This window comes from Streptomyces marincola, from assembly GCF_020410765.1.
In the GTDB taxonomy this organism is placed as follows: Bacteria; Actinomycetota; Actinomycetes; order Streptomycetales; family Streptomycetaceae; genus Streptomyces; species Streptomyces marincola.
Genome location: NZ_CP084541.1, coordinates 372,089 through 396,540, shown reverse-complemented (window position 1 = coordinate 396,540; position 24,452 = coordinate 372,089). Strand labels below are relative to the sequence as shown.

Here is a 24,452-nt window from a genome sequence, read left to right as displayed (position 1 = left end):
CCGCCCCACGTACGATGGGCGGCATGTCCTTTCTCCGCCGCCGCAACGCCGCTTCGCCCGCCGGCCCCGATTTCGACGTGCTGGCCATGGACCCGGGCGACTGGCCGGGAGTACTGGGCGCCGGACTGCTGCCGGCGCCCGACGGCAGCTGCCAGGGCGTCGTGCTGCGCTACGACTTGTTCGGCGGACGCGGCCCTGCCATGGTCATCGGGAACCTCCCCGAGGGCTCACCGGCCAGGGACGTGGCGGAGGGCGAGGTGCCGTTCGAGGTCCACCAGCTTCTGCTCGCCCTGGAGCTGGACGAGGACGTGCGCGCCACGGGCGTCGACGAGGTGCCCGTGATGCACGACGGGAACCTGCTGATCGTGCGGCGGATCTCCTGCACCGAAGGCCGCGTCTCCTGCGTCCAGTTCGACCGCAGCGACGGCGTGCTGGTCACCATCGCCAGTTGGGACCGCCCCATCACCGACGAGCTGTACCAGCTGCTGAAGCCGCTCCCCGCCGAGATGTTCCAGCGCTGAGCGCCGCCCCGGCCGCCGTCACCGCGTGCCGACCGCCGCGCGCACCGCGCGCCGGGCGAGCGACCAGTCCTCGTGCAGGCGGCGCAGCAGCTGCCGCCGCCTCTCGCCGAGGGAGGGGCCGCCGCCCTCCGCGCCCGCCTGCCTGGGCGCCTCGGCCTGGCGCACCGCCTGCTGCACCGCCTCCTCGCAGCGCCTGATCTCGCGCGTCAGGAACAGCGTCAGGTTCACCAGGAACGCGTCCCTGCCGCGCGGCCCGGCCGCCTGCGCGCTGTGGCTGATCTGCCGGCGGGTCAGCGGCGCGTTCCGCAGCCCGGCCCACAGGGTCGCCAGGTCGTAGCCGGGCAGGTACCAGCCGGCCGCCGACCAGTTGATCAGCACCGGGCCCGCCGGCGACATCAGGACGTCGGACAGCAGGGCACCGCCGTGGTTCAGCTCTCTGGGTAACTCGTGCCTGCCGCGCGAACCCAGGCCGTGCAGCAGGGTCGTCAGATCGCTCACGTCCCGGTCCGTGAGGAAGCCGAGCGTGTGGTAACGGGCCACCCACGCCGGATAGTTGACCACGTCGGGGAACAGACCCGCGGGCGGCTGCCAGCCGCCCAGGCGGGTGACCGCGCTGAGCGTGGCGCGCAGGTCGCCGGCCGCGGGCGCGTAGGGGTGCCGCGCGCCGGCCGTCGGCCGGCCCGGCACGAACTCGGTGACCAGCAGGCAGCGGTACGGGTCGTCGGCGACGAGCCGCGGCACCCGCACCGGCGGCCGGTGCCGGGCGAAACCGCGGTGCACCGCGATGTCCCGGCGGAACGCGTCGGCGTCCGAGCCCCCCGGGTCGAGCAGGAGCTTGGCGGCCACGGCACGGCGCCCGGACATGCCGGCGAGCACCAGGCAACGGCCGTTGTCGCCGAGCAGCCGGACGGCCGAGAACTCGGGGCAGACGTCCTGGACGACGGCGAGCGCGTGGCGCAGCCGTTCGCCGCGCGGGCCGGAGAAGTCGAGACCGTTCGCGGCCGGCGGCGCCGCCGCGGGGCCGCGGGCCCTGCGGGGCCGCTCGTCGGGACCGCCACCGGACACGCCACCGGAACGGCCGCCCGGGTGCGGAGGCCGGCGGGGGATCACGGGGGAGGGGGCTGCATACATGGGCGGGCATCGTCCCTTCGGGTGCCGGAGGGTTGCGTGGCGTCCCCGGGCCCGCCGGCCCGGCATCCTGGGGAAATGCCGGGCGCGGCACCGGCCCGGGGAAGCACGGTCCCCACATCACTCCCTCGCGCGGGTGGCACACCATGTGGCGTGCCCTGGCGAACCATGGCGAATCGCCATGCGGCGGCTCCGGGGCGGTTAGTGTCAACTCAGCCGAGATCCTGGGGGCTTGACGTGAGCAGACGACCCAATACCCGACTCGCGGATCTGTTCGGGCTCACCGGGTGGTCCAAGGGCGAGCTGGCCAGGCTGGTGAACCGCCAGGCAGCCGCGCTCGGCCATCCGCAACTGGCCACGGACACCTCGCGGGTGCGGCGGTGGATCGACGTGGGCGAGAGCCCGCGCGACCCGGTGCCCGAGGTACTGGCGACCCTGTTCACCGAGCGCCTCGGCCGTGTCGTGACCATCGAGGATCTCGGGTTGCGCCGGCCCGGGAACGCGGGGACGCGGCCGTCCATGCACGGACTGCCGTGGGCACCCCGGCGCACAGCCGCGGTCCTCACCGAATTCACGGGAATGGACCTCATGCTCAACCGACGCGGCATGGTGGGCGCGGGCGCCGCGCTCGCCGCAGGATCAGCACTCAGCGACGCCATGCACGACTGGCTCCTCGCCCCCCCGGGGCAGGACGCCGCGGGCCCCGACGACCCCCTGCCCAACGCCGACTCCGCAGGACTCGACCGCTACGAGGCCGCTCCGGTGGGCTCCGAGGAGATCGAGGCCCTGGAGCACTCCGTCGAGATCTTCAGGGCCTGGGACGCCGCGCGCGGCGGCGGGCTCCAGCGCAAGGCCGTGGTCGGCCAGCTCAACGAGGTCGGCGGCATGCTGGCCTACCGGCACCCGCCCCACCTCCAGCGCCGGCTGTGGGGCGTGGCGGCCAACCTCGCCGTGCTCGCCGGCTGGATGTCCCACGACGTCGGTCTCGAACCGACCGCGCAGAAGTACTTCGTGATCGCCGCGCACGCGGCCAGGGAGGGCGGCGACCGGCCGCGGGCGGGGGAGGCGCTGTCCCGGGCCGCCCGGCAGATGGTGCACCTGGGCCGCCCTGACGACGCCCTCGACCTCATGCAACTCGCCAAGTCGGGCATGGGCGAGGAGGCCCTGCCGCGGACCCGGGCGATGCTGGCGACCATCGAGGCGTGGGCCCAGGCGTCCATGGGCCGGGGGCAGGCCATGCGGCGCCTGCTCGGGGAGGCCGAGGACCTGTTCGTCGGCGACCGCGCCGACGTTCCGCCGCCCAGCTGGATGCAGATGTTCGACGAGGCCGACCTGCACGGCATGCAGGCCCTGGCCTACCGGACGCTCGCCGAGCACGACCCGGCCGCCGCCAGGGCCGCGGACCGGCACGCGCGGCAGGCCCTCGACCTGCGCGTGGACCAGCGGCAGCGGTCACGGATCTTCGACCAGATCACCCTGGCCTCGGTGTGCTTCATCGCCGACGACCCCGACCAGGCCGACCGGTACGCCAGGCTCGCGCTCGCCGCGATCGGTGAGAACTCCTCGCACAGGACCTGGCACCGGCTGCGGGAGATGTACCGCCTCACCGGCTACTACGCCGAGTACCCGAGGGTCGCCGCGCTGCGCGAGGAGATCGAGGAGGCACTGCCCGCGCGCGCCGCGGGCCTGCCCGCGGCGGCCCGCCTGATCTGAGGACGCGCGGGTCCGCGCCACCCGTCCGCGCCGTGCGAGGGAGCGGCACGGCCGGGTGCGGCGCGGCCCGCGCCCACGCGTTCGTTCCGGACGGTTTCCTGTGGCTGTGGCTGTGGCTGTGGCTGTGGCTGTGGCTGTGGCTGTGGCTGCGGCTCGCGGCCGGGCCGCTGCCCGGGGCCGAGGCGCGCCCGCGCGCCGGGCCGGGGGGCGGGCCGGGGGACGGGCGCCCCGGCGGCGGGGCCCGTTCCGCCCGGCGCCCGGGTCAGCCCCTGACCCGGGCCACCAGCACGCACGCGTCGTCGTCCCGATCCGTCTCGCCGCACGCGTCCACGACCACGCGCAGCGCTTCCATGGCGCTGGAGGCCGCCGTGAGCCGCGGCGCGAGCCCGATCAGCCGGCCGTCCCCCGCGTGCCCGGTGCGGGCACCGGGCGGGATGTCCGAAAACAGGCCATCCGTGTGGAGCACCAGCACATCTCCCGGCTCAAGCCGGTCGGCGCGCTCCTCGTACGCCGCGCCGCTCACCGCGCCGAGCAGCGGGCCGGCCGGGCGCGGCAGCGCCCAGCCCCGGCCGTCCCGGCACAGCAGCGGCGCCGGGTGCCCGGCCTGCCCCCACCGCAGCAGCCGCCCCGCCGGGTCGTACCGGCAGCACAGGACGGCGGCGAGCACCGGGTGCGCCCCGCGGTCGAGGAGTTCGTTGAGGTGGCCGAGCAGCGCCCCTGGACCGCTGCCCGTCATCGCGATCCCGCGGACGGCGCCGAGCGCGGTCGCCGCGCCCGCGGCGGCGGCCGGGCCGCGCCCCGACAGGTCGCCCACGCTCAGCACGCAGCTGCCGTCGGGGAGTTCGAGCGCGTCGTACCACTTGCCGCTCACCGCGCCGCCGGGCCGGGCCGGCAGGTAGTGGGCGGCCAGTTCGAGCGAGCCGGGCAGCCCCTCCGCGCGCCCCGGCTCCGGTGAGCCGAGCCATGGTGCGAGCGCCGAGACCGCGGGCCCCGCGACGGGCCCGCCCCCGGTCGGCCCCGGCCCGCCGCCTGGCCATCCGGCCGGCTCCGGCGCCGCCGCCGGGCCCCTGGCCTCGCTCACGTCGCGGATCATGGCCCACATGGCGACCGTTCCGCCCCGGTCGTCGAGCACCGGCTCGCCGGCCATCTGCACGGTCCGCTGGGACCCGTCCTGGCGGACGATCCTGAACTCGCAGTCCATGGGCCGCCCGTCCACCAGGCAGCCGGTGACGGCGGCGGTCAGCGCGGGCTGGTCCTCGGCGGGGAGGAAGGAGGGCAGTTCGTCCAGGGTGAGCGGGCCGTCCTGCACGGCCCGGCCGAAGATCGAGAACAGCTCCTCGGACCACACCGCCCCGTCGGTCAGCAGGTTCCACTCCGCGCTGCCGATCCTGCCGCCGGCCCGCGCCCGCGGCACGGCCCCGGGAGCCGCCCTGAGCTGGTCGAGCTGCTCGCCGACGTCGTCGAGCCGGTGCGCGGCCAGCGCCCACGCGGCATGCCGTATGCCGTGCCCTGCGCCGTCCGCCGACTCCCGGTGCCGCGCGGCGTCGAGGTCGTCGCGCAGGCGGCGGGCGCGCGCGATGAGGTCGTCGAGCGCGTGCCCCGCGGGAACGTGGTTCGCGGGGTGTTCCGGGTTCTGGGAGGGAAGCATGGGTGATCCCCGTTACGGCGCGGTCGGGCCTGACAGGCCGGAGCGGACGACTCAAGACTGTTGCACAGCCTTCCCCGCTCCGTAAGAGATTCAGCCGCCCGGGCGGGCGTGATCCGGCGCGAAGGTGTAGAACGGCTTCCACCGGCAAGGAGCCGACCGACGGAAATCCCGTTGCCTCGGGATCTCACGCACCGGATGCTGACCATATGTTCGCCAGTCCCAACGAAACAGGCATAGCGCCCAGCGGAAGCCTTCTCGGGCTCCTCCAGCGAGGGCGCGGCGACGGGTGGCTGCACGCCCTCGCGGCTCCCCGGGCGCAGGCCGTGGCCGCCCTGGAGCGCTGCGTGACGCACGACCCGCGCCAGGACTGGCGCCTGGAGCACCGCTCCCTCTACTACGCCAGGCTCTACGTCGAGCTGGACGCCGGCCTCGACGCGCTGGCCGCCCACCTGCTCGACCCGGACGACGCGGCACGGCCCGAGGAGGAGCGCACCGGGCTCACGCTGTCCGTGCTCGGCCACCTCACCTCCTACGGCAACCAGGACGCCATGCGGCTGCTGCGCCGCTACGCCGTCGTGGGCGCCAATTGGCGCTGGGCGCTGGACGAGCTGGCCGTGCGCGACGACGACGCCGGACTGCGGGCGCTCGGCCCCGAGATCCTGGCCAGATTCCCGCGCACCGAGGAGGGCGACGCGGCGCTGACCGCGGCCGTGCGGGACTCGTTCGAACCGCGTCCCTGGCACCTGTGGGCCGAGGACCCGGGCCGCCCCGGGCAGCGGGCCCGCCTCGAACGCGCTCTGGAACACGGTGACTTCGACCGCTGGCAGCGGCAGATGCGCCCGTCGGGCCCCCGGCCGGGCTGGAGCGTGCGCGCCGTGCTCGACTGGGCGCGCGAAGGCGACGAGCAGACGCCGCGCCAGCGGCGCGAGGCCGCCGCCGCCCGGTGCCTCGGCGCCGTCGCCGGCCCGGAGGACCGCCCCGAGCTGCTCGCGGCGGCGGCCGGCGAACAGCCCGCGGTGCGCGCCGCGGCGCTCCGGCACCTGGCGGAACGGGGCGATCCGGCGGTCTTCGGGCTGATCGAGGCCGCGGCGGCGGCGCCGGACAGGGATGTGGCGACGGCCGCGGTGACCGCGTTCTCCCGCATGCGCCAGGACGCGGCCCTGGAGCGGGCCAGGCACTGGGCGCGGCGCGAGGACGACCTCGGCCTGTGCGCCGCCGCCATGGTCGCCGACCGGGGGCGGGCCGGGGACGCGCCCCTGGTGCTCACCGCGCTCCTGCGCGCCGTCCGCACCCGCGGCAGCGACGCCAGGGAGCTGCGGCCCCTGGTGGAGGGCGCGGGGCGGCTGGCGGTGACCGCGGCCGTGCCCGTGCTGCGGCACGTCTATCGCGAGACGTCCTCCTCGCACCTGAGGGGCCACACGGCGCGGGCGCTGGCGGCCACCGACGCGACGTTCGCGGCCGGGTTCGCGGTCGAGTGCCTGTGGGACTGCGAGGAGGACACCCGGGAGGTCGCGGCGCGGTGCGCCACCACCGTCGACACCCGCGTCGTGGAACGGCTGCGCAGCCTCGCCGCCGATCCGGCGGAGCGGGCCGGGGTGCAGACCGCGGTCCGCGGGCGCCTCGCCGGCCGCGGCAGGTGCTGAGGGGCGGCGCCCGCCGCCGTCCGCGAGCGATGCTCATGGGACGTTCTCCGTGCGGACACGCGGATGTGGGCGCCGGCATCCCGGCGGCGGCGACAACAGCCGTATGCGCACGTCCCCGATGCCCGTCCCGCCGACGCGTTCCGCCCCGCTGCGCGTCGCCCTCGTCACCGAGTCCTACCCGCCCGACGTCAACGGCGTGGCCCACTGCGCACTCCAGACCGCACGGCACCTCGTGCGGCGCGGCCACCGGCCCCTGGTGATCGCCCCGGCCCCCGCGCCCGGCGTTCGCGTCCCGCACGAAGGACCCGCTCCCGTCGTGCGCGTCCCCTCCCTCCCGCTGCCCGGCTACCCCCAGTTCCGCGTGGCGCTCCCCAGCCGCAGGCCGGCCGCGGCCGTGGCCGCCCACCGGCCCGACATCATCCATCTGGCCAGCCCCTTCGTCCTGGGCGCGCGCGGTGTCGCCCTGGCCGCGCGGTTCGGCATCCCGGCCGTCGCCGTGTACCAGACGGATCTGGCCGGGTACGCCCGCACCTACCTGGGGGCGGGTGAACTCGCGGCCTGGCGCCGGATTCGCGCCGTGCACGCCGCCGCCGATCTGACACTCGCGCCGTCGAGCGCGTCCCTGCACGCCCTGCGGGCCCACAACGTGCCCCGCGTACGCCTCTGGGCGCGCGGCGTCGACTCCGCGCGCTTCCACCCGGACCGGCGCGACCCCGCGGTGCGCCGCGAACTGGCGTCCGACGGCGAACTGCTGGTCGGCTACATCGGAAGGCTCGCCCCGGAGAAGCACGTCGACCTCCTGGCCAGGGCCGCCGCCCTGCCCGGGGTCCGGGTCGTGGTCGTCGGCGACGGCCCGAGCGAGCGGGCGCTGCGGGCCGCGCTGCCCCGGGCGCGGTTCCTCGGCCGGCGCACCGGGGACGACCTGGCCCGCCTCTACGCCGCCCTGGACGTGTTCGTCCACACGGGCCCGTTCGAGACGTTCTGCCAGACCGTGCAGGAGGCGCAGGCCAGCGGCGTCGCCGTGGTCGCCCCGGCGGCCGGCGGCCCACTCGACCTCGTCGAGCACGGCCGCACCGGACTGCTCGTCCCGCCCCGCGACCCCGAGGCGCTGCGCGAGGCCGTCGCGGTCCTGCGGGACGACGCCGCGCTGCGCGCCCGGCTGGCGGGCGGCGGCCTCGCGGCCGTGGCGGGACGCACCTGGGAAGCCGTCGGCGACCAGCTGCTCGGCCACTACGCGGCCCTGCTCGACGCGAGGGCGGTGGCCGCCGGGTGACCGCGCCCGCGCGCTACCGCCAGCCGCCCGCGGGTCGGCTCACCGCCCGCCCGCGTGCGGCGCGTAGAGGTCGAGCAGCCGGGTGCGCGCCTCCCGCACCCGGTGGGCCAGGACCTCGCTGATCGCCCGCAGCAGCGCGTACCCGAACGCCGGGTCCTCGTCGCAGAGCGCCTGCACCTGCGCCCCGTCGAACTCGTACGCCCGCACCGGGCTCAGCGCCTCCGCGCCGAAGTCCCACTCGAACGGCGGGAACAGCCAGGACCAGCCGAGCAGCGCGCCGGTGTCGAGCGAGGCCACGGCCGTCGGCCGCGGCCCGGAGAGCCACAGGTCGAGCGTCACCGTGCCGGAGCGGATCACCCAGAACCGGTCGGCGAGCCCGCGTTCCTCGAAGACGCGTTCCCCCTGCGCGAAGGACACCTCGCGCGCGAGGCCGAGCAGCCGGTCGCGACCGTCCTCCGGCAGTGCGTGCAGCAGGCGTCGTGGTGCTGTCATCGCCGAGCCTCCTCCCGGCCGGGGCGTTCCCCGTCGGGCCGTGCCCCGGCCGGGACGTCCCGGTGGCGGACGGCGGGTGGCGCCGCGCACGGCCTGACGGCCGCGGCGGATGCCGGCCGTCGCGCGCCGGACGTTCCCGTCGAGGGCGGGCCCTCACTCCATTGGACTCCGAACGGCCCAGTCGCGCATCCCGGCGGCCGTCTGGAGTCGCCCCGGCGACCGAGGTCCGCGACAGTGAGGGGAGGGAGGGCTGCGAAGGACAGGCCCGAGGGAGGAACGTGAGCGCGACCCCGCACCCCGGCGATCCCGGCGCCCCGCCAGGGCCGGCGGCCGTCGTGCTGCTCGGCCCGCGCGGCGAGGTGCTGGCGAGTACCGAGGCGGTGGCCCGGCTCACCGGCCGCACCGCGGCCGAACTGCGCGGCACCCGGCTGGCCGACCTGCTCACCGGCCCGGGCGACTGGCCCGACCTCGACGAGCTGGCGGCGGCCGAAGCCGCGGGCAGCGGCGACCGGGCGCTGCGCCGAGCCGACGGCGGCACCGTGGCCGTCCGGCTCGACGTGCAACCGCTGGCACCCGGTGACGCGGGGCAGCTCGTCACGCTCACCGACCGCGACGCCGCTCGGCGCGCGGAGGAGGACCGCGCGCTGCTGTGCGCGCTGTTCGCGCAGAACCGCGTCGGCCTGGCCATCCACGACCGCGACCTGCGGATGAGCCGGGTGACCGCCGACCCGTCCATTCCGGTGCGCGGCGGCGCGGTGCCCGCCACGTTCACACTGCCGGCCGCCGTGTCCGACGTCCTGGTCCCCGAGGACGCCGGCGCCCTGCTCGACCGGCTGAGCCGCGTCGCGGCCACCGGCGAACCCCTCGACTACTGGGAGCACTCGGCCCGCGTGAGCGCCGCACCGGACCAGGAGCGTTTCCTCGCGGTCTCCGCGTCCCAGCTCCAGGACTCAGGCGACCGCCTGCTCGGGGTCCTCAGCGTCTTCACCGACATCACCGAGCAGCACCTGGCCCGCCGCAGGATGGCTCTGCTGCACACCGCCGCGGAACGCATCGGGCCCTCGCTCGACGTCGAGAGCAACGCCGAGGAACTGGCCGGCGTGCTGGTGCCCGAGTTCGCCGACCTCGCCGCCGTCGACCTGTTCGCCTCCGTGCTCTCGGGAGGCGAGCCGGGCACCCGCCTGCTCGGCGTGCCGGTGCTGCGGGTCGCGGCCACGACGGTCGACGGCGAGCCCTGGCCGGACGACACGTACCGGCGCGGCGCCGCGTTCCGCCTCGACAGTTTGGGCGAGGTGCGGCGGCCGGTCGGCGCGATCCTGCGCGACGCCGAGGTGTCGGCGCTCAGGCCCAGCTCCCTGAACGACATCGCGGGCACCGCGACCGCCCTGCTGCCCACGCGGGCCGGTTCCCGGCTGACCGTCCCGCTGCGGGCCCGCGGCCAGATCCTCGGCTCCCTGTCGCTGTGGCGGGCCGCGGCGCGCCCGCCCTTCACGGGCCCGGACACCGAACTCGTCGAGGAGATCGGCTCCCGCGCCGCGCTCGGCATCGACAACGCCCGCCGCTACACCCGCGAGCACCGCACGCTGGAGACGCTTCAGCGCAGCCTGCTGCCCAGGCCCGTGTTCGAGGTCAGCGCCGCGGAGACGGCCGGCAGCTACGTGCCCGCGAACACCGCGGCCGGTATCGGCGGCGGCTGGTACGACGTGATCCCCCTGTCCTCGGCGCGGGTGGCGTTCGTCATCGGCGACGTGGCGGGACACGGCCTGAACGCCACCGCGACCATGGGCCGGCTGCGGACCGCCGTGCAGACGCTCGCCGATCTCGACCTCGCCCCCGACGAACTGCTGACCCGCCTGGACGACCTCGCCATCCGCCTCGCCGACGTCGGTCCAGGACCCGACGACAGCCCCGGCGGCGCCGTCGGCGCCACGTGCCTGTACTGCGTCTACGACCCGGTCACCGGGCTGTGCAGCATGGCCGGCGCCGGGCGCGTCCCCCCGGTCGTCGCCCGCCCCGGCGCCCCGGCCGAGGAACTGCCCCTCAAACCGGGGCCGGCGCTCGGCGTCGGCGGCAGTCCGTTCGAGACCGTCCGGGTCAGGCTCGATCCGGGCTCGCTGCTGCTCTTCTTCAGCGACGAACTCGTCGCGCGCGCGGCCCGCGAGGGCCTGCCGGACGCGGCACTCGAACCGGGGGACGGGCAGGGCCAGGAGTCCGGGGACGGCAGGCCCCGCGAAACGGCCGACGGGCCGGCGGACGGCGGCAAGGACGGGAAGCGCGGCGAGGACGGCCCGGAGGACCGCGCGGACGGGTCGGACGGCACGGACGCCGGGACCGACCGCGCCCGCGCACGGCGCCTCGGCGTCCTGCGGGAACGCGCCGCCGCGGGCGCCGCGGACGGCGACTCGCCCGATGCCGTCGGCCGGGCCGTGCTCGACGCGCTGCTGCCCGGCCGCTCCCCGGCCAACGACGTGGCGCTCCTCGTCGCCCGCGTCAGGTCGCTGCCGGAAGGCGCCACCGCCGACTGGGAGTTCCAGGCCGAGCCCACCGTCGTGGCCGAGGCGCGCGACGCCGTCCTCTCCCAGCTCAAGGACTGGGACCTGACCGGCAACGCCTTCCCCACCGAACTGATCGTCAGCGAACTGATCACCAACGCCATCCGCTACGCGGGAGGCCCGGTCGGCCTCCGGCTCATCCGCGACGAGACGCTCATCTGCGAGGTGTCCGATCCCAGCGAGACCCAGCCGCACCTGCGGCGGGCCCGCCCGACCGACGAGGGCGGACGGGGCCTGTTCCTCGTCGCGCAACTCGCCCACCGCTGGGGCAGCAGGTACACACCGGACGGCAAGACCATCTGGACCGAACAGTTGCTCGAACGCGGTTGAGGTGCGGGAACGGCGATGTCGGTGGCAGCGCCTAAGGTGTGCCCGTGACCGTATCCGCCCAGGCCCCAGGCCCGCGGCCCGCTCCGGGACCCGCGGCGGACGAGGGGCTCGCCCGCAGGCTCCGCGCCCTCGCCTGCACCGCCCCCCTGCACGACCTCGACGCCCGCAAGGCCAACCTCGCGGGCGAGTACGGCACCTACGCGATGGCCGAGGTCGCGCTGGCCGCGATCGACCTGGTCACCCTCAGCATGGACTTCGACACCGGGGCCGACCACGAGGAGATCGTGACCCGGCTGCTGCCCCGCGTCGCGGCGCAGGCACCCCGCCGCCCCGCCGCCGAGCACGAGCGCGTGGCCCGCTGGGTCTTGGACAACCTCATCAACGTCGGCAGCGTCGACCGCGGGTTCCGCGCCGTCTACGGCACCTTCGGCCCCGACGGCGCCTACGTCCGCAGGGACTACGACTTCAAGCTCATCGAGGAGGTGCCGGGACCGGGCGGCGGCGTCTACCTGCGCACCACCGACGAGGCGGTCAACGTGCTCGTCGGCGCGCTCGACACCGACGTCACCAGCGCCCAGATCGCCGCCGAGGTGAAGCTGGAGGTCCTGATCAGCCGCGGCCGGCTCGCCGACGCCCAACTCGCCGCCGAGCAGGCCAGGTACCGCACCGTCCAGTACGCCGAGACGCTGCGCCGCACGCTGGAGGCCACCCGGCGCGACGTACGGGCCGTCGACTGGCTGCGCACGGTCCCCGACATGATCGCCGAGGCGCTCGACCACATCGGCGACCGCTACCGCCACGAGAACGCGATCCTCACCAACATCCGCAGGGCCAGGGACGAGGCCGTCGAGACCGGCCACAAGCTGCGCGCGGCCGAGCTGGTCGACATCGTCAAGGACTGCATCCGGCGCCACACCCAGCTCCAGACCCGGCTGCTCGAAGCCGGCCCGCTGTTCAGGGCCGAGCAGGACAGGCAGGCGTTCCGGCCGCCGGCCGCCCGGGCCGGCACCGACCTGTACGGCCAGCTGCTCGCCCCGCTGCTGCCGCTGCCGCTTGAGCGGGCCACCCGCGTGACCGACGCCTTCTTCGCCCGGGGCACAGGGCCCCGCCCGCCCGCGGCGGTACGCCTCGCCGACCTCGTCGAGCTGCTGCTGACCCCGCCGCCGCCGCGCGAGCACCTGGGCGCCGAGCTGCCCGAGCCCGACCTGGTCGCCACCCCGGACGACAGCAGGTTCACCGAGGAGCAGCTCGGCGCCGCCCTCGGCCTGCTCCACCTGCCGGAGGACGCGCCGCGGCGCCTGTCGGGACTCCTCGCGGAGGCCCGGCGCGCCGACCCGGACCTGCCCCACCTCGTCGCCCTGCTCGCGGTCCACGCGGCCAGCCCGCCGGTCGGCACCGCGCACCGGCAGGGCGAGCGGCGGCTGCTGTTCGCGGTGGACGACGGAACGCCGCTCGACGACCCCGACTTCGGCGGCGCCGACCTGATCGTCGGCACCGCGCTGCTCGGGCCGCCGTCCGCACCGCCGCCCCCCGCGCCCCCCGAGCCTCCCGGGCTCTCCGCACCCCCCGCACCCGCCGAGCCGCCCGCACCCGCCGAGCCCACGAAGGAGGAGGCACCGTGACCGACACCGCAGCCCCCCAGCACGAGGCGCGCCCCGCCGGGCCGCCCACGCCCGCGGACGCCGCCGACGCCGCCCGGCTCGTCTCCTTCGGCCTCCAGCCCAAGCTCGCGCCGGCCCGCGACGCCGAATACGCCGCACTCCTGCGCCGCTACCAGGAGGAGCCCGCCTTCGCCCGGCTCGCCGACGGCGTCGCCACCGGGCTCGGCCTCGTCGTCCTTGAGGTGTCGCCCAGGGCCGGCATGGCCGTGGCCGCCGCCGAGGACTCGGTCTTCGCCGTCCGCATGGGCGAGTACGCCCGCCGCGCCACCGCCGACCCCGCCGACCGCTTCCTGCACGGCCTGGCCCACCTCGCCGTCGCCGCCCTCGCCTTCCCGCGCCCCGCCGACCTGGCGGACGACGCCTACCTCGGCCGGATCACCGTCAACGGCGTCGAGGCGTTCGTCCGACAGGCGTGCCGCCGCCTGGCCGAGCGCGCCGCCGAGCAGGACGACAACACCGACCCGCCGTCCGACGCGCCCGGCCTCGAAGCCGCGTGGCGCGTGTACGCCCGCCGCAGCGCCACCGGGGCGACCAAGGACGCCCGCAGGCTCGCCGGTTCCACCACGGGCATCGTCGGCAAGGCGGTCGCGTTCCTCGCCGACTCCGGCTTCCTCCAGCGCACCGGGGACGACGCGGGCGGCACCTACCGCACCACGGCCCGCTACCAGCTCCAGGTCCGGGACATGGCCGCGGGCAGTGCCATGACCGAGCTGCTGGCCCTCGGCGTCGTGCCCGTCGACGACGGGGCCGGCAGCCTGCTGCCGCCCACCGAGGACAGCGACCTCGACCTCGTGGACGGGGCAGGACTGCCCTTCCACCGCTGACCCGCGCCCGCCCGCCATCCCGAGCCGAAGCCCACCGGAAGACCACCATGTACGAGCTGTCCCGGATCCGCCTCTACTCCATCGGACCGGCCGGCGCCCGCTACGCCGACACCGTGCTCGACCTGCGGGGGGTCGGCGCCCCGGTGCCGAGTCCCGCTCCCGCCCAGGCCGACTTCTTCGAGGAGGAGCCCACCGGGCCGCCCCGCCGCCCCGCCCCGGCCGGCGTGCTCTTCCTGGAGAACGGCGGGGGCAAGTCCGTGCTGCTCAAGCTGATCTTCTCCGTCATGCTGCCGGGGCACCGCAACACGCTCGGCGGCGCGAGCTCCGGCGTGCTGCGCAAGTTCCTCCTCGCCGACGACTGCGGACACGTCGCCCTGGAGTGGCAGCACACCGTCACCGGCGAGACCGTCGTGGTCGGCAAGGTCAGCGAGTGGCGCGGCCGGCAGGTCTCGGCGGACCCGCGCAAGTTCGCCGAGGCCTGGTACTCGTTCCGCCCGGGACCCGGCATGAGCCTGGACTCCCTGCCCGTCGCCGAGTCCACCGCGCTGCGCCCGCGCGCAGCGGACGACGGCAGCTCGGGCGCCAGGGGCAGGCGCCGCACCATGAAGGGCTTCCGCGACGTCCTCACCGAGACGGCCAAGGCGTACCCCAACCTCGACCTGGTGTGGGAGGAGGTGCACGAACGCTGGGTCGACCACCTGGGCAGGCTCGGGCTCGACCCCGAACTGTTCCGCTACCAGCGCGAGATGAACGCCGACGAGGGCGAGGCCGCGGGCCTGTTCGCCGTGAAGAACGACGCGGACTTCACCGACCTGCTGCTGCGCGCCGTCACCGACACCCGCGACACCGACGGCCTGGCCGATCTGGTGCACGGCTTCGCGCACAAGCTGGGCCGCCGCGCCGAACTGACCGCGGAACGGGACTTCACCGCCGGCTCGCTCGACCTGCTGGCCCGCATCGCGGAGGCCGCCGACGCGCGGGAGTCGGCCCGCGCGGTGCACACCGCGGCCGGGAACCGCGCCCGGGCCCTCGCCCAGCGGCTCGCGGCCCGCGGCGCGCTTGAGCGCGGCCGGGCCGCGGAACTGGCCGGCCGCGTCACCGACGCGGCGGCCGGTGTGGCCCGCGCCGAGGAGGCCAGGCGGCACGCCTCGGCCACCGCGGCCGAGCTGGCCTACCGGCACGCCTCGCTCGCCCTCGCCGCCGCCGAGAAGGCCGGGGCGGCGCAGCGCCGCGAGCTGAGCGACGCCCGCACCCTGCACGCCGCCTGGCAGGCGGCCGAGACCGTGCTCGCGCACCGCGCCGCCGCCGACCGCTCCGCCCGCGTCGCCGCGGCCATCCGCGAGGCGGAACGGGACGCCGCCCCCGCGCTCGCCGCCCGCGGCCGGGCCGCCGCCGCCCTGGTGCGGGCCCTGCACGCGGCGGCCGACGAGGGGGAAGCGGCGGCCACCGCGCACGAGGAGCGCGCCGGCGCCCTCCAGACCGAGGCCGAGACCGCGCACCGCGACGCCACCGCCGCCGCCACCGAGGCGCAGCGCGCCCGCAGCGAGGCCGAGCACCTGCGGCAGCGGCTCGCCGAAGTCGAACAGGAGACGGAACAGGCCGTCAGGGCCGGCTGGCTCGAACCCCCGGCGCCGGGCCGCGACGGCGCCCGGCACTCCGACCCCGCGCGCGCCGCCCTCGCGGCGAGCGACGCCGAGCAGACCGCGGTCGCCGCCTGGGAGGCGGCCAGGGAAGCCGCCACCCGCGCCGCCGAGCGGGCCCGCGAGGCGACCGCCGAGCACGCCCGCGCCGAGCTCGCGGCGGCCAGGGCCGCCGACGCGGCGGACGCCGCCGGCGCCGCCCACGCCGCCGAGCGCCGGACGGCCGCCGCCCTGGCCGCCGAGCCGCGGCTGGCGGCGCTGCTCGGCCTGCCGGGGCCGGCGGACGCCCACCAGGAGGGGCGGGACCGCGGGCCGACGGCCGAGGATCTCGACCGGCTGGCCGACACGCTCGGGGAGCAGCTCGACGAGGCGGTCGCGACGGCGGAACGCCGCCTGTTCGACCTGCGCACCGCCGCCGCCGACGACTCACGAATCCTGGGCGCGCTCGGTGACGGCGGTCTGCTGCCGCCAGGACCCGACGTCACCGCGACGGTCGAGTTCCTGGGCGAGCACGGCGTTCCCGCGCTGCCGGGCTGGCGCTATCTGGCGCAGGCGGTCGACCCGGCCGACCACGCGACCGTGCTCGCCGCCCGCCCCGAACTGGTCGACGGCGTGATCATCACCGACCCGGACAGCCACGCCCGCGCCCGCGACGTGCTCGCCGGCGCGGCCCTGCTGCCGCGCTCCGCGGTCGCCGTGGGCACGGCAGCCGCCCTGCTCGCGCCCACCCCGCCGCCCGGCGGCCGGGACAGCGGCGTCTTCCTCGTACCGCCCAACCCGGCCATGCACGACGAGAGCGCCGCCGACGCGGAACGGCACGCCCTGCGGGAACGCGCCACGGCCCGCGACGCCGACATCCGCGCGCTCGCCGCCCGGCTCGCCGAGGACAGGACGCTCGCCGCGCGGCTGGCCTCCTGGCGCGCGGGCTGCCCCGCCGGGCGCCTGGCCGACCTGGCCGCTGCGGCCGAGGCGGCCACCGCGGCCGCCGACGAGGCCCGCCGCCACCTCGCGGCCACGGCCGCGGAGCGCGCCGCCGCGGAGGAGACCGCCGCCGAGGCGGCCCGCGTCCGCGACGAGCGGCAGGAGGCGGCGCAGCGCGCCCGCAGGTCCGCCGACGCGCTGGCCGGTCTCGCCTTCCGGCTGCGCGAGCGCGACCGCTGGCAGTCCCGGCTCAGGGAGCTGGCGGCCGACGCCTCCGAGGCCGACGCCCGCGCGGCCGAGCTGCTCGACCGGGCACGGGCCGCCGACGAGGACCGCAGGGCGGTCCAGCGCGCCGCGGACGACGCGCGCCGCACCGCCAGGGCCCTGCGCGCCGAACGGGCCGAGGTGCAGGGTGCCCCTGAGACCTCGGAGGACTCGGGCGGAGCGGAGCCCGCCGGCGGGCGCAGGCCGTCGCTGCCCGCCCTGCGGGAGGCGTACCGTTCGGCATCCCAGCTGTACGAGAAGGTCGGCGTCGGCGCCGACCTGCGCGCGGAGCAGGCCAGGGCCGAGGGCGACGAGAGCGGCGCGCTGGCGGCACTCGACCGCCTCAGCAACAAGGTCAGGACCCGCGCGGCGCGCCTCCTGGACGGCCAGGAAGGCGCGGACGGGCCCTCGCGGCAGGCGGCGGCGGCCCGCGCCGAGGCCCTGGTCCAGCTGCTTGAGACCCGGGCCGCCGCGGCCAGCGAGCGCCTGGGCCGGCTGCGCGGCGAGGCCGAGCGCCTGGCGCCCGCGGACGGGGACGCCCACGTCGACCTGCCGGACGGCCTGGTGCCCGCGGACGCCGACGCGGCCCGCGAACTGCTGCGCACCGCGACGGCCGAGCTGAGCGCGCACGAGGACGCGCTCGACGCCGCCCGCACCGCCCACGAGGAGCTGGTCGGCGGCCACCGTGCCGCGCAGGACGCGGCCGGCGCGTTCGAGGAGACGGCCGCGCTCCTGCGGGACCTGCTGCGCGACCCGCCGCCGGGCCAGGCGGCCGGCGAGTACCCGGAGGCCGGCCCGGCGCAGGACGAGGCCGAGCCCTACCCGGGCACCCCGGCCGAGGCCCGCGACGCCGCGACGGAGGCCCGGCGCGCGCTGCGCTCGCGCGCCGCCGACCTGGCCACCGCGGAGGCAGCCGTCCGCGAGGCGGCGGACCGCCTGGTCAGGCACGCCAACGCGACCCGCTTCGAGCAGGTCCGCACCCCCGCGCGGCAGCAGATCAGGGAGCTGCCCGCGGCGGCGCTCCCCGCCCACGCCGCCGCGTGGGCCGAGGCGTTCGAGCCCAGGCTGCGGGTCCTCACCGACGAGCTTGAGCAGTTGGAACGCAACCGGGGCGGCATCGTCGACCGGCTGCGCGGCCTGGTGGAGTCCTCGCTCGACACCCTGCGCTCCGCGCAGCGCCTCTCCCGGCTGCCCGAGGGGCTCGGCGAGTGGTCGGGCCAGGAGTTCCTGCGCATCCGCTTCGACGACCCGGACCAGGCGACCCTGGCCGAGCGGCTGGGCGAGGTCGTGGACGAGACGACGCGCGCCGCCGTGCGGAAGAACTCCGATCTGCGCCGCGACGGCATGTCGCTGCTGCTGCGCGGGGTGCACGCCGCGCTCGGCCCGCGCGGGGTGACGGTGGAGATCCTCAAACCGGACGCGGTGCTGCGGGCCGAGCGCGTTCCCGTGGGGCAGATGGGCGACGTGTTCTCCGGCGGGCAGCTGCTCACCGCCGCCATCGCCCTCTACTGCACGATGGCCGCCCTGCGAGGCAACGACCGGGGCAGGGACCGGCACCGGCACGCGGGCACCCTGTTCCTCGACAACCCCATCGGCCGCGCCAACGCCACCTACCTGCTCGAACTGCAACGCGCGGTCGCCGACGCACTGGGCGTGCAACTGCTGTACACCACCGGCCTGTTCGACACCACGGCGCTGGCCGAGTTCCCTCTGGTGATCCGCCTGCGCAACGACGCGGACCTGCGGGCCGGGCTGAAGTACATCAGCGTCGAGGAGCACTTGCGCCCCGGACTGCCGCGCCAGGACCCGGAGGCCGAGCCCGTGCACGGAGAGATCACCGCGACGCGTGTCTTCCGCCGCCCCAGGTCCGCCTCCGGCGCGCAGGACTGAGCGTCGCGCGCCGGGAGAGGTCCCCGCGCACGCCGGGAGGGCACCCGGCGTGCGCCGGCGCGCTCAACGCCGCCGCAGCAGCCTGCGCCTGGCCACACTGCTCGGCTCCGACACCACGCCGTTGCGCTGGATCCAGGACTGGCGCGTGACCCAGATGTCGAGGACCGCCCACGTCGCGACGAACGTGCTCCCGATCGACGAGAGCGTCATGGGGAAGGCCAGCCAGGACCCGGCGAGCGTGCACAGCAGCACCACCACGACCTGGGTGAGCGTCAGCGCGATGATGATGACGGCGCGCACGGCGGAGGCGCGCACGGGGTCCGGCATGCGGGGTTTCGCGTACACGCCGCCTCGGCTCCTGCGTGATGAGATGCACGGACATGTCTCTGCGTACATGGTAGAACGCCTTGCGTGCCCGGTCGTGACGGGCGAGGATGGTGCGCTCCGCGCGTCAACTCCGGCCCGGTTCCACGATGTCCGCCGACCGCGTCACCGACCGGTAGTAGGCTCGCGCTGCCGGACCGTGTCGGCCACCACCGGACCGCCGGGAACCAAGGGGAGGGCATGCGCTTTCGCGGCAAGTCGATCCGACGGAAGATAGGGGCGCTGACTCTCGTTCCGCTGCTTTCCCTGGTGTCGGTATGGGCGTTCGCGACGGCGATCACCGTGCCGGAGGCCCGCGAGGTGACCGCGGCCAGGGACGCCGCCGAGGCGCTGGCGGGACCGGCCGAGGACGTCACGCTGTCCTTGCAGCGCGAACGCAGGCAGACGCTGGTGCACGTGGCCGACCCGCGCCGGGCCGACGCGCTGAGCCGGCTCACCGAGACGCAGGACGCGACCGACGCGGCCGTCGACCGGCTGCGGCAGCGCGCCGAGGACGTCGGGGACGACCTGAGCGAGGTCGCGGGGGACCGGCTCGACACCCTGCTGGCCACGCTCGACGGCGTCGAGCAACTGCGGGACCAGGTGCGCAACAGCACGCTGTCCCGCCCGGGCGCGCTGGACGGCTACGGCCGCCTGGCCGACCCCCTGCACGGCCTCCTCGCCGTGCTCCAGCCGGTCGACGACACGGATCTGAGCCGGCAGGCGCGGGCCGTCGTCGGCCTGGCAGAGGCGCGCGAGCTGCTCTCCCGGGCCGACGCGCTCATCGCAGGCGCCCTCGCGGCCGGTCAGATCGCCCCGGACGAACTGCGGGCCCTGGGCGACCTGATCGCCCAGCGGAACCTGGTGCACGAGACCTACCTGCCCGACCTGCCGCTTGAGGACCGGCAGGCCCACGCGAGCTTCTGGGAGAGCGGCACCGGCGGCCTCCTGACCTCGACGGAGGAGAGCGTGCTCGACGGCCGGCTCGCCGTGGTCAGGGCCGGCCAGTGGGAGCAGATCGGCGGCGACGCCCAGGAGCAGCTCGGCACCCTGCTGGCCGAGGCGAGGGACCGCTACGGCGCCCGGCTCGACCCCGACGTCGACTCGGTCCTCGTCCGGGCCGCCCTCGCCGGGCTCGGGCTGCTCGCCGTCGTCGCGTCCGCGACCATCGCCCTCAGGGCCGGCCGCGGCCTGGCCCGCGACCTGCGGACGCTGTCGCGACAGGCGGGGGACGCGGCCGAGTTGCGCCTGCCGGGCGTCAAACGCCGTCTCGCCGCCGGGGAGCACGTCGACGTGGAGACCGAGGCGCCGCGGCTCGACTACGGCGACGACGAACTGGGCCGCGTCGGCCGCGCCCTGAACACGCTGCAACGCGAGGCGGTGTCCGCCACGGTGGAGCGCGTGCGGACCCGGCGCGGCGTGTCGGAGGTGTTCGTCAACCTCGCCCGGCGCCACCAGGTGCTGCTGCACCGGCAGCTCAACCTGCTGGACGGGCTCGAACGGCGCACCGCCGGCAGCGAGGACCTCGCCGACCTCCACCGGCTCGGCCACCTCGCGGCACGCATGCGGCGGCACGCGGAAGGGCTGGTCATCCTGTCGGGCGCTGCCCCGGCGCGGCAGTGGCGCAAGCCCGAGCAGCTGATGGACGTCATACGCGCGGCCGTCGACGAGGTGGAGGACTACGAGCGTGTCGAGATCCACCGCCTGCCGTCGTTCACCGTGGCCGGCGGCGCGGTGGCCGACCTCGTGCACCTCGTCGCAGAACTGCTGGAGAACGCGACCGTGTTCTCGCCGCCGCACACGGCCGTGCAGGTGACGGGCGAACGGGTGCCGCACGGCTTCACGATCGAGATACACGACCGCGGCCTCGGGATGACGGCGGACGCCCTGCGCGAGGCCAACGAACAGCTCGCCAGCGTCCCGGACTTCGAACTGTCCGGCACCGACCGGCTCGGCCTGCACGTCGTCTCCCGCCTCGCCGAGCGCCACGGCATCCGGGTCTCGCTGCGCGAGTCGCCCTACGGCGGCACCACCGCGGTCACCCTCATACCCGGCGAACTTCTCACGGAGACCGCCGATGAGCCCGAGGAACGCGACCCGCTGCCGTACGCCCCGGGCCGGCCGGCGCTGCTCGACGGCCCGGTGGACGGCCCGGTCGAGCTGGAGGCCCCGGTGGGCCCGGCGGACGGGATGGGCGCCGCCGAGGACGCGTTCACCGGGCAGCCGCACGTCCGTTCCGCCGACGAGACCGACGGCCTCCGGCCCGGCTGGGACCCCGGCGGCGGCAGCACGTGGGGCCCGGCCCACGAACGCGACCACGAACGCGCCCGTGAGCGGACCGGCGAGCAGACCCGCGACCAGGGCCACGGGGCGGGTCACCCGCCGCCCGCGCCGCGACCGCCCCGGCGCGAGGGCGCGCCCGTGCTGATCAGCGACCACGGCCGCACCGTCGCCGGCCCGCCCGAGGAACGGCGGGCCCCCCGGGCCACGACGACGGGCTCGGGACTGCCGCGCCGCGTCCGGCGGGCAGGACCGGCGGGCCCCGCGGCCGGCGGCGGCGACCGGCCCGTGCCGGGCGAGCCGGGTGACGCCCCCGGCGCACCCGGTACCGGGGGCGGCGATGCCGTTCCCGACCTCGACGCCGAGGAGGTACGCACGCGCATGGCGGCCCTCCAGCGCGGCTGGCGGCGGGGGCGGCAGGAGAGCGACCCCGGCCGGGGCCAGGCCCCGCCGGAACCGGAAGTGTAAGCAGTCAGACCAGCGTTAGGCAGGACCGATGACCGCACCCGAGTCCGCGGCTCACGGCGGCACCCCGTTTCGCGGCACCGCGCAGGACAGCACCCAGATCGGCAGACTCCTCGACGAGCTGGTCGAGCGGGTGCCCGCCGTCCGGCACGCGCTCGTGCTCGCCGCGGACGGCCTCCCACGGGGCGCCTCCCGGGCCCTCGGCAGGGAGGACGGAGAACAACTGGCGGCCATGGCCTCCAGTTTCCACAGCCTCGCCAGGGGCGTCGGCCGGCACTTCAAGACCGGCGGCACCCGCCAGACCCTGGTGGAGCTGGACGACGCGTTCCTCCTGGTGACCGCGGCCGGCGCGGGCAGCGCGCTGGCCGTGTTCGCCGAGTCCGACGCCGACATCGGGCAGGTCGCCTACGAGATGGCGCTGCTCGTGAAGCGGGTCGGCCCCCTGCTCGCCACCGCGCCGCGCGGCCTGCCGGGCGCCCCCGGCTGACGGCCGAGCCCTCACCGCCGCGGCGCGCGGATGTCCCGAACCGGTGACAACGCCGCCCGGCGGCGAACCGCCGTGCGGGCCCGCCGCGTCGCTCGCGATGACGGTGGCGGCCCGGGACCGACGGGGGTGGCTCCGGGCCGCCCGTCGTCCTCCGCGCGGGCCCCGCGACCGGCGGTGGGCACGCGCTCCCGGGCGTCGCCGCCCTGGTGTCCGCGCCGGTGACCTGGCATCGTCCAGACCGTCCGTACCGCGCGCAGCGGGCGGGCGAGCCGTGCCACGCGTACCCGCCGGGAGCCGACGATGACTGCCATGTACGACGCGCCGAACGCCGCCGAGCCGCAGCCCCTGTGGCGGCCAGACCCCGGCCGGGTGGCCGAGGCGCGGCTCACGCGGTTCCACGCGTTCGCCGCCGGGCGCCACGGCGCGCCGGCCCCGCTGCCCGCGGACCCGGCGGGGGACTACGCGGCGCTGCACCACTGGTCGGTCACCGAGCTGGGGGCGTTCTGGCAGGCCGTCGCGGAATGGTTCGACGTGCGCTTCGCCACCCCCTACAGCTCCGTGCTGACCGATCCGGCGCTGCCGGGCGCCCGCTGGTTCACCGGCGCCACCCTCAACTACGCCGAGCACGCGCTGCGCGCCGGCGAGCCGGGCTCGCCGCGCGCGCAGGAACCGGCCCTGCTGCGGGTCGACGAGGAGCACCGGCCCGAGGCCGTCACCTGGTCCGCGCTGCGCGCGCGCGTCGGCTCCCTGGCCGCCGCGCTGCGGGACATGGGCGTGCGGCCGGGCGATCGGGTCAGCGGCTACCTGCCGAACGTGCCCGAGGCCGTCGTCGCGCTGCTCGCCAGCGCGGCCGTCGGCGCGGTGTGGACCTCGTGCGCGCCCGACTTCGGGGCCCGCAGCGTCCTGGACCGCTTCCAGCAGGTCGAGCCCGTCGTGCTGTTCGCCGCCGACGGCTACCGCTACGCCGGCCGGGCGCACGACCGCACCGGCGCGGTGGCGGAACTGCGGGCCGGGCTGCCCTCGTTGCGCGCCGTGGTGCACGTGCCGCTGCTCGGTACGGCGGCTCCGCGCGGGGCGCTGGAGTGGGACGCGCTCACCGCGCCGGGGGCCGAACCGGAGTTCACACACGTCCCGTTCGGCCATCCGCTGTGGGTGCTGTACTCCTCGGGCACCACAGGACTGCCCAAGGCGATCGTGCAGTCGCAGGGCGGCATCCTGCTCGAACACCTCAAGCAGCTCGGCCTGCACTGCGATCTGGGGCCGGGGGACCGGATGTTCTGGTACACCTCGACCGGCTGGATGATGTGGAACTTCCTGGTCTCCGCGCTGCTGACCGGCGCGACCGCGGTGCTCTACGACGGGAGCCCGGGGCACCCGGACACGGCGGCGCAGTGGCGGGTGGCGGAACGCAGCCGCGCCACGCTCTTCGGCACCTCGGCCGCCTACGTCATGGCGTGCGCCAAGGCGGATGTCCACCCGGGGCGCGACTTCGACCTCTCGGCGACCCGGTGCGTGGCCACCACGGGCTCGCCGCTGCCGCCCGACGGGTTCCGCTGGCTGCACGAGGAGGCGGGGGCCGGGTTGTGGATCGCCTCGGTCAGCGGCGGCACCGACGTGTGCAGCTGCTTCGCGGGGGCGGTGCCGACGCTCCCGGTGTGGACCGGTGAGCTCCAGGCTCCCTGCCTCGGCACGGACCTGCGGGCCTTCGGCCCGGACGGGCGGTCGCTGGTGGACGAGGTCGGGGAGCTGGTGGTCACCACGCCGATGCCGTCGATGCCCGTCGGCTTCTGGAACGACCCCGACGGCTCCAGGTACCGGGAGAGCTACTTCTCGATGTTCCCCGGCGTGTGGCGGCACGGGGACTGGACGACCGTGACCTCGCGGGGCACGGTCGTCATCCACGGGCGTTCCGACTCCACGCTCAACCGGCAGGGGGTGCGGATGGGGTCCGCCGACATCTACGAGGTCGTGGAGCGGCTGCCGGAGATCGCCGAGTCGCTGGTCATCGGCGTGGAGGAGCCCGGCGGTGGCTACTGGATGCCGCTGTTCGTCCGGCTCGCGGGGGACGCCGTGCTCGACGAGGCGCTGCGGGAGAGGGTGCGGCGGACGATCCGCGAGGCCCTCTCGCCCCGGCATGTGCCCGACGACATCGTCGAGGTCCCGGGCGTGCCGCACACCCTGACCGGCAAGCGGCTCGAAGTGCCGGTCAAGCGGCTGTTCCAGGGGGTGCCGCTGGAGCGCGCGGCCAACACCGGGTCCGTCGACGACCCCGACCTGCTCAGGCACTTCGAACGAATGGCCCACGAACGCGCCACTGTCAGTGACGATGACTACTCTGGGTAGCCAAGATCTTCCGA

15 protein-coding genes are annotated in these 24,452 nt (G+C 76.5%); 11 read left to right on the top strand and 4 right to left on the bottom strand.

The window, feature by feature from the left end; all coding sequences use genetic code 11:
• The first annotated feature begins 23 nt into the window (after positions 1-23).
• On the top strand, positions 24-521 hold the full coding sequence (locus LC193_RS01505) for a hypothetical protein (protein WP_226070581.1): 498 nt from the start codon (positions 24-26) through the stop codon (positions 519-521).
• An 18-nt stretch (positions 522-539) separates the two neighbouring features.
• Here LC193_RS01505 and LC193_RS01500 read toward each other — a convergent pair whose 3' ends face one another.
• The gene (locus LC193_RS01500) at positions 540-1,652 is read right to left on the bottom strand and encodes an aminoglycoside phosphotransferase family protein (RefSeq protein WP_226070579.1); all 1,113 of its coding nucleotides are present in this window, start codon (positions 1,650-1,652) and stop codon (positions 540-542) included.
• Positions 1,653-1,886: 234 nt separating this feature from the next.
• Here LC193_RS01500 and LC193_RS01495 point away from each other — a divergent pair, with 234 nt between their 5' ends.
• The gene (locus LC193_RS01495; protein WP_226070577.1) at positions 1,887-3,362 is read left to right on the top strand and encodes a DNA-binding protein NsdB; all 1,476 of its coding nucleotides are present in this window, start codon (positions 1,887-1,889) and stop codon (positions 3,360-3,362) included.
• Between the two features lie 262 nt (positions 3,363-3,624).
• Here the strand turns inward: LC193_RS01495 and LC193_RS01490 are convergent, their stop codons facing one another.
• Positions 3,625-5,010, bottom strand: a complete 1,386-nt coding sequence (locus tag LC193_RS01490) for a SpoIIE family protein phosphatase (protein WP_226070575.1) — start codon at positions 5,008-5,010, stop codon at positions 3,625-3,627.
• A 206-nt stretch (positions 5,011-5,216) separates the two neighbouring features.
• On the opposite strand from LC193_RS01490, the gene LC193_RS01485 reads away from it, so the two are divergent.
• A complete protein-coding gene (locus LC193_RS01485) occupies positions 5,217-6,653 on the top strand; it encodes a HEAT repeat domain-containing protein (RefSeq protein ID WP_226070573.1) in 1,437 nt (478 codons plus the stop codon).
• A 148-nt stretch (positions 6,654-6,801) separates the two neighbouring features.
• Positions 6,802-7,926, top strand: a complete 1,125-nt coding sequence (locus tag LC193_RS01480; RefSeq protein ID WP_226078438.1) for a glycosyltransferase family 4 protein — start codon at positions 6,802-6,804, stop codon at positions 7,924-7,926.
• Positions 7,927-7,965: 39 nt separating this feature from the next.
• On the opposite strand, the gene LC193_RS01475 is transcribed toward LC193_RS01480, so the two are convergent.
• Complete coding sequence (locus LC193_RS01475; RefSeq protein WP_226070572.1) at positions 7,966-8,418, bottom strand: Crp/Fnr family transcriptional regulator; 453 nt, start codon at positions 8,416-8,418, stop codon at positions 7,966-7,968.
• A 278-nt stretch (positions 8,419-8,696) separates the two neighbouring features.
• Between LC193_RS01475 and LC193_RS01470 the strand changes: the two genes are divergently transcribed.
• The 4 genes from LC193_RS01470 to LC193_RS01455 are packed head-to-tail and all read left to right on the top strand — an operon-like array spanning position 8,697 to position 18,500.
• Positions 8,697-11,300, top strand: a complete 2,604-nt coding sequence (locus tag LC193_RS01470; protein ID WP_226070570.1) for a SpoIIE family protein phosphatase — start codon at positions 8,697-8,699, stop codon at positions 11,298-11,300.
• 44 nt (positions 11,301-11,344) lie between these two features.
• Positions 11,345-12,922: a hypothetical protein gene (locus LC193_RS01465; RefSeq protein WP_226070567.1), complete on the top strand. Its 1,578-nt coding sequence runs from the start codon at positions 11,345-11,347 to the stop codon at positions 12,920-12,922.
• Positions 12,919-13,785, top strand: coding sequence for a hypothetical protein (locus LC193_RS01460; protein ID WP_226070565.1), 867 nt, complete (start codon positions 12,919-12,921; stop codon positions 13,783-13,785). Before LC193_RS01465 ends, LC193_RS01460 begins: the two co-directional genes overlap by 4 nt.
• A gap of 47 nt (positions 13,786-13,832) precedes the next feature.
• On the top strand, positions 13,833-18,500 hold the full coding sequence (locus LC193_RS01455; RefSeq protein ID WP_226070556.1) for a hypothetical protein: 4,668 nt from the start codon (positions 13,833-13,835) through the stop codon (positions 18,498-18,500).
• A 63-nt stretch (positions 18,501-18,563) separates the two neighbouring features.
• On the opposite strand, the gene LC193_RS01450 is transcribed toward LC193_RS01455, so the two are convergent.
• The gene (locus LC193_RS01450) at positions 18,564-18,845 is read right to left on the bottom strand and encodes a hypothetical protein (RefSeq protein ID WP_226070554.1); all 282 of its coding nucleotides are present in this window, start codon (positions 18,843-18,845) and stop codon (positions 18,564-18,566) included.
• A gap of 219 nt (positions 18,846-19,064) precedes the next feature.
• Here LC193_RS01450 and LC193_RS01445 point away from each other — a divergent pair, with 219 nt between their 5' ends.
• The 3 genes from LC193_RS01445 (at position 19,065) to LC193_RS01435 (ending at position 24,438) form a co-directional block, all read left to right on the top strand.
• Complete coding sequence (locus LC193_RS01445) at positions 19,065-21,611, top strand: nitrate- and nitrite sensing domain-containing protein (protein WP_226070552.1); 2,547 nt, start codon at positions 19,065-19,067, stop codon at positions 21,609-21,611.
• Positions 21,612-21,639: 28 nt separating this feature from the next.
• Positions 21,640-22,095: a roadblock/LC7 domain-containing protein gene (locus LC193_RS01440; RefSeq protein WP_226070550.1), complete on the top strand. Its 456-nt coding sequence runs from the start codon at positions 21,640-21,642 to the stop codon at positions 22,093-22,095.
• Positions 22,096-22,404: 309 nt separating this feature from the next.
• Complete coding sequence (locus tag LC193_RS01435) at positions 22,405-24,438, top strand: acetoacetate--CoA ligase (RefSeq protein ID WP_226078437.1); 2,034 nt, start codon at positions 22,405-22,407, stop codon at positions 24,436-24,438.
• Positions 24,439-24,452 lie beyond the last annotated feature (14 nt).

Coding starts and splice junctions, on each gene's coding strand:
- LC193_RS01505 (WP_226070581.1), top strand. CDS start 24: ATGTCCTTTCTCCGCCGCCGCAACGCCGCTTCGCCCGCCGGCCCCGAT.
- LC193_RS01500 (WP_226070579.1), bottom strand. CDS start 1,652: ATGTATGCAGCCCCCTCCCCCGTGATCCCCCGCCGGCCTCCGCACCCG.
- LC193_RS01490 (WP_226070575.1), bottom strand. CDS start 5,010: ATGCTTCCCTCCCAGAACCCGGAACACCCCGCGAACCACGTTCCCGCG.
- LC193_RS01485 (WP_226070573.1), top strand. CDS start 5,217: ATGTTCGCCAGTCCCAACGAAACAGGCATAGCGCCCAGCGGAAGCCTT.
- LC193_RS01475 (WP_226070572.1), bottom strand. CDS start 8,418: ATGACAGCACCACGACGCCTGCTGCACGCACTGCCGGAGGACGGTCGC.
- LC193_RS01455 (WP_226070556.1), top strand. CDS start 13,833: ATGTACGAGCTGTCCCGGATCCGCCTCTACTCCATCGGACCGGCCGGC.
- LC193_RS01445 (WP_226070552.1), top strand. CDS start 19,065: ATGCGCTTTCGCGGCAAGTCGATCCGACGGAAGATAGGGGCGCTGACT.
- LC193_RS01440 (WP_226070550.1), top strand. CDS start 21,640: ATGACCGCACCCGAGTCCGCGGCTCACGGCGGCACCCCGTTTCGCGGC.
- LC193_RS01435 (WP_226078437.1), top strand. CDS start 22,405: ATGTACGACGCGCCGAACGCCGCCGAGCCGCAGCCCCTGTGGCGGCCA.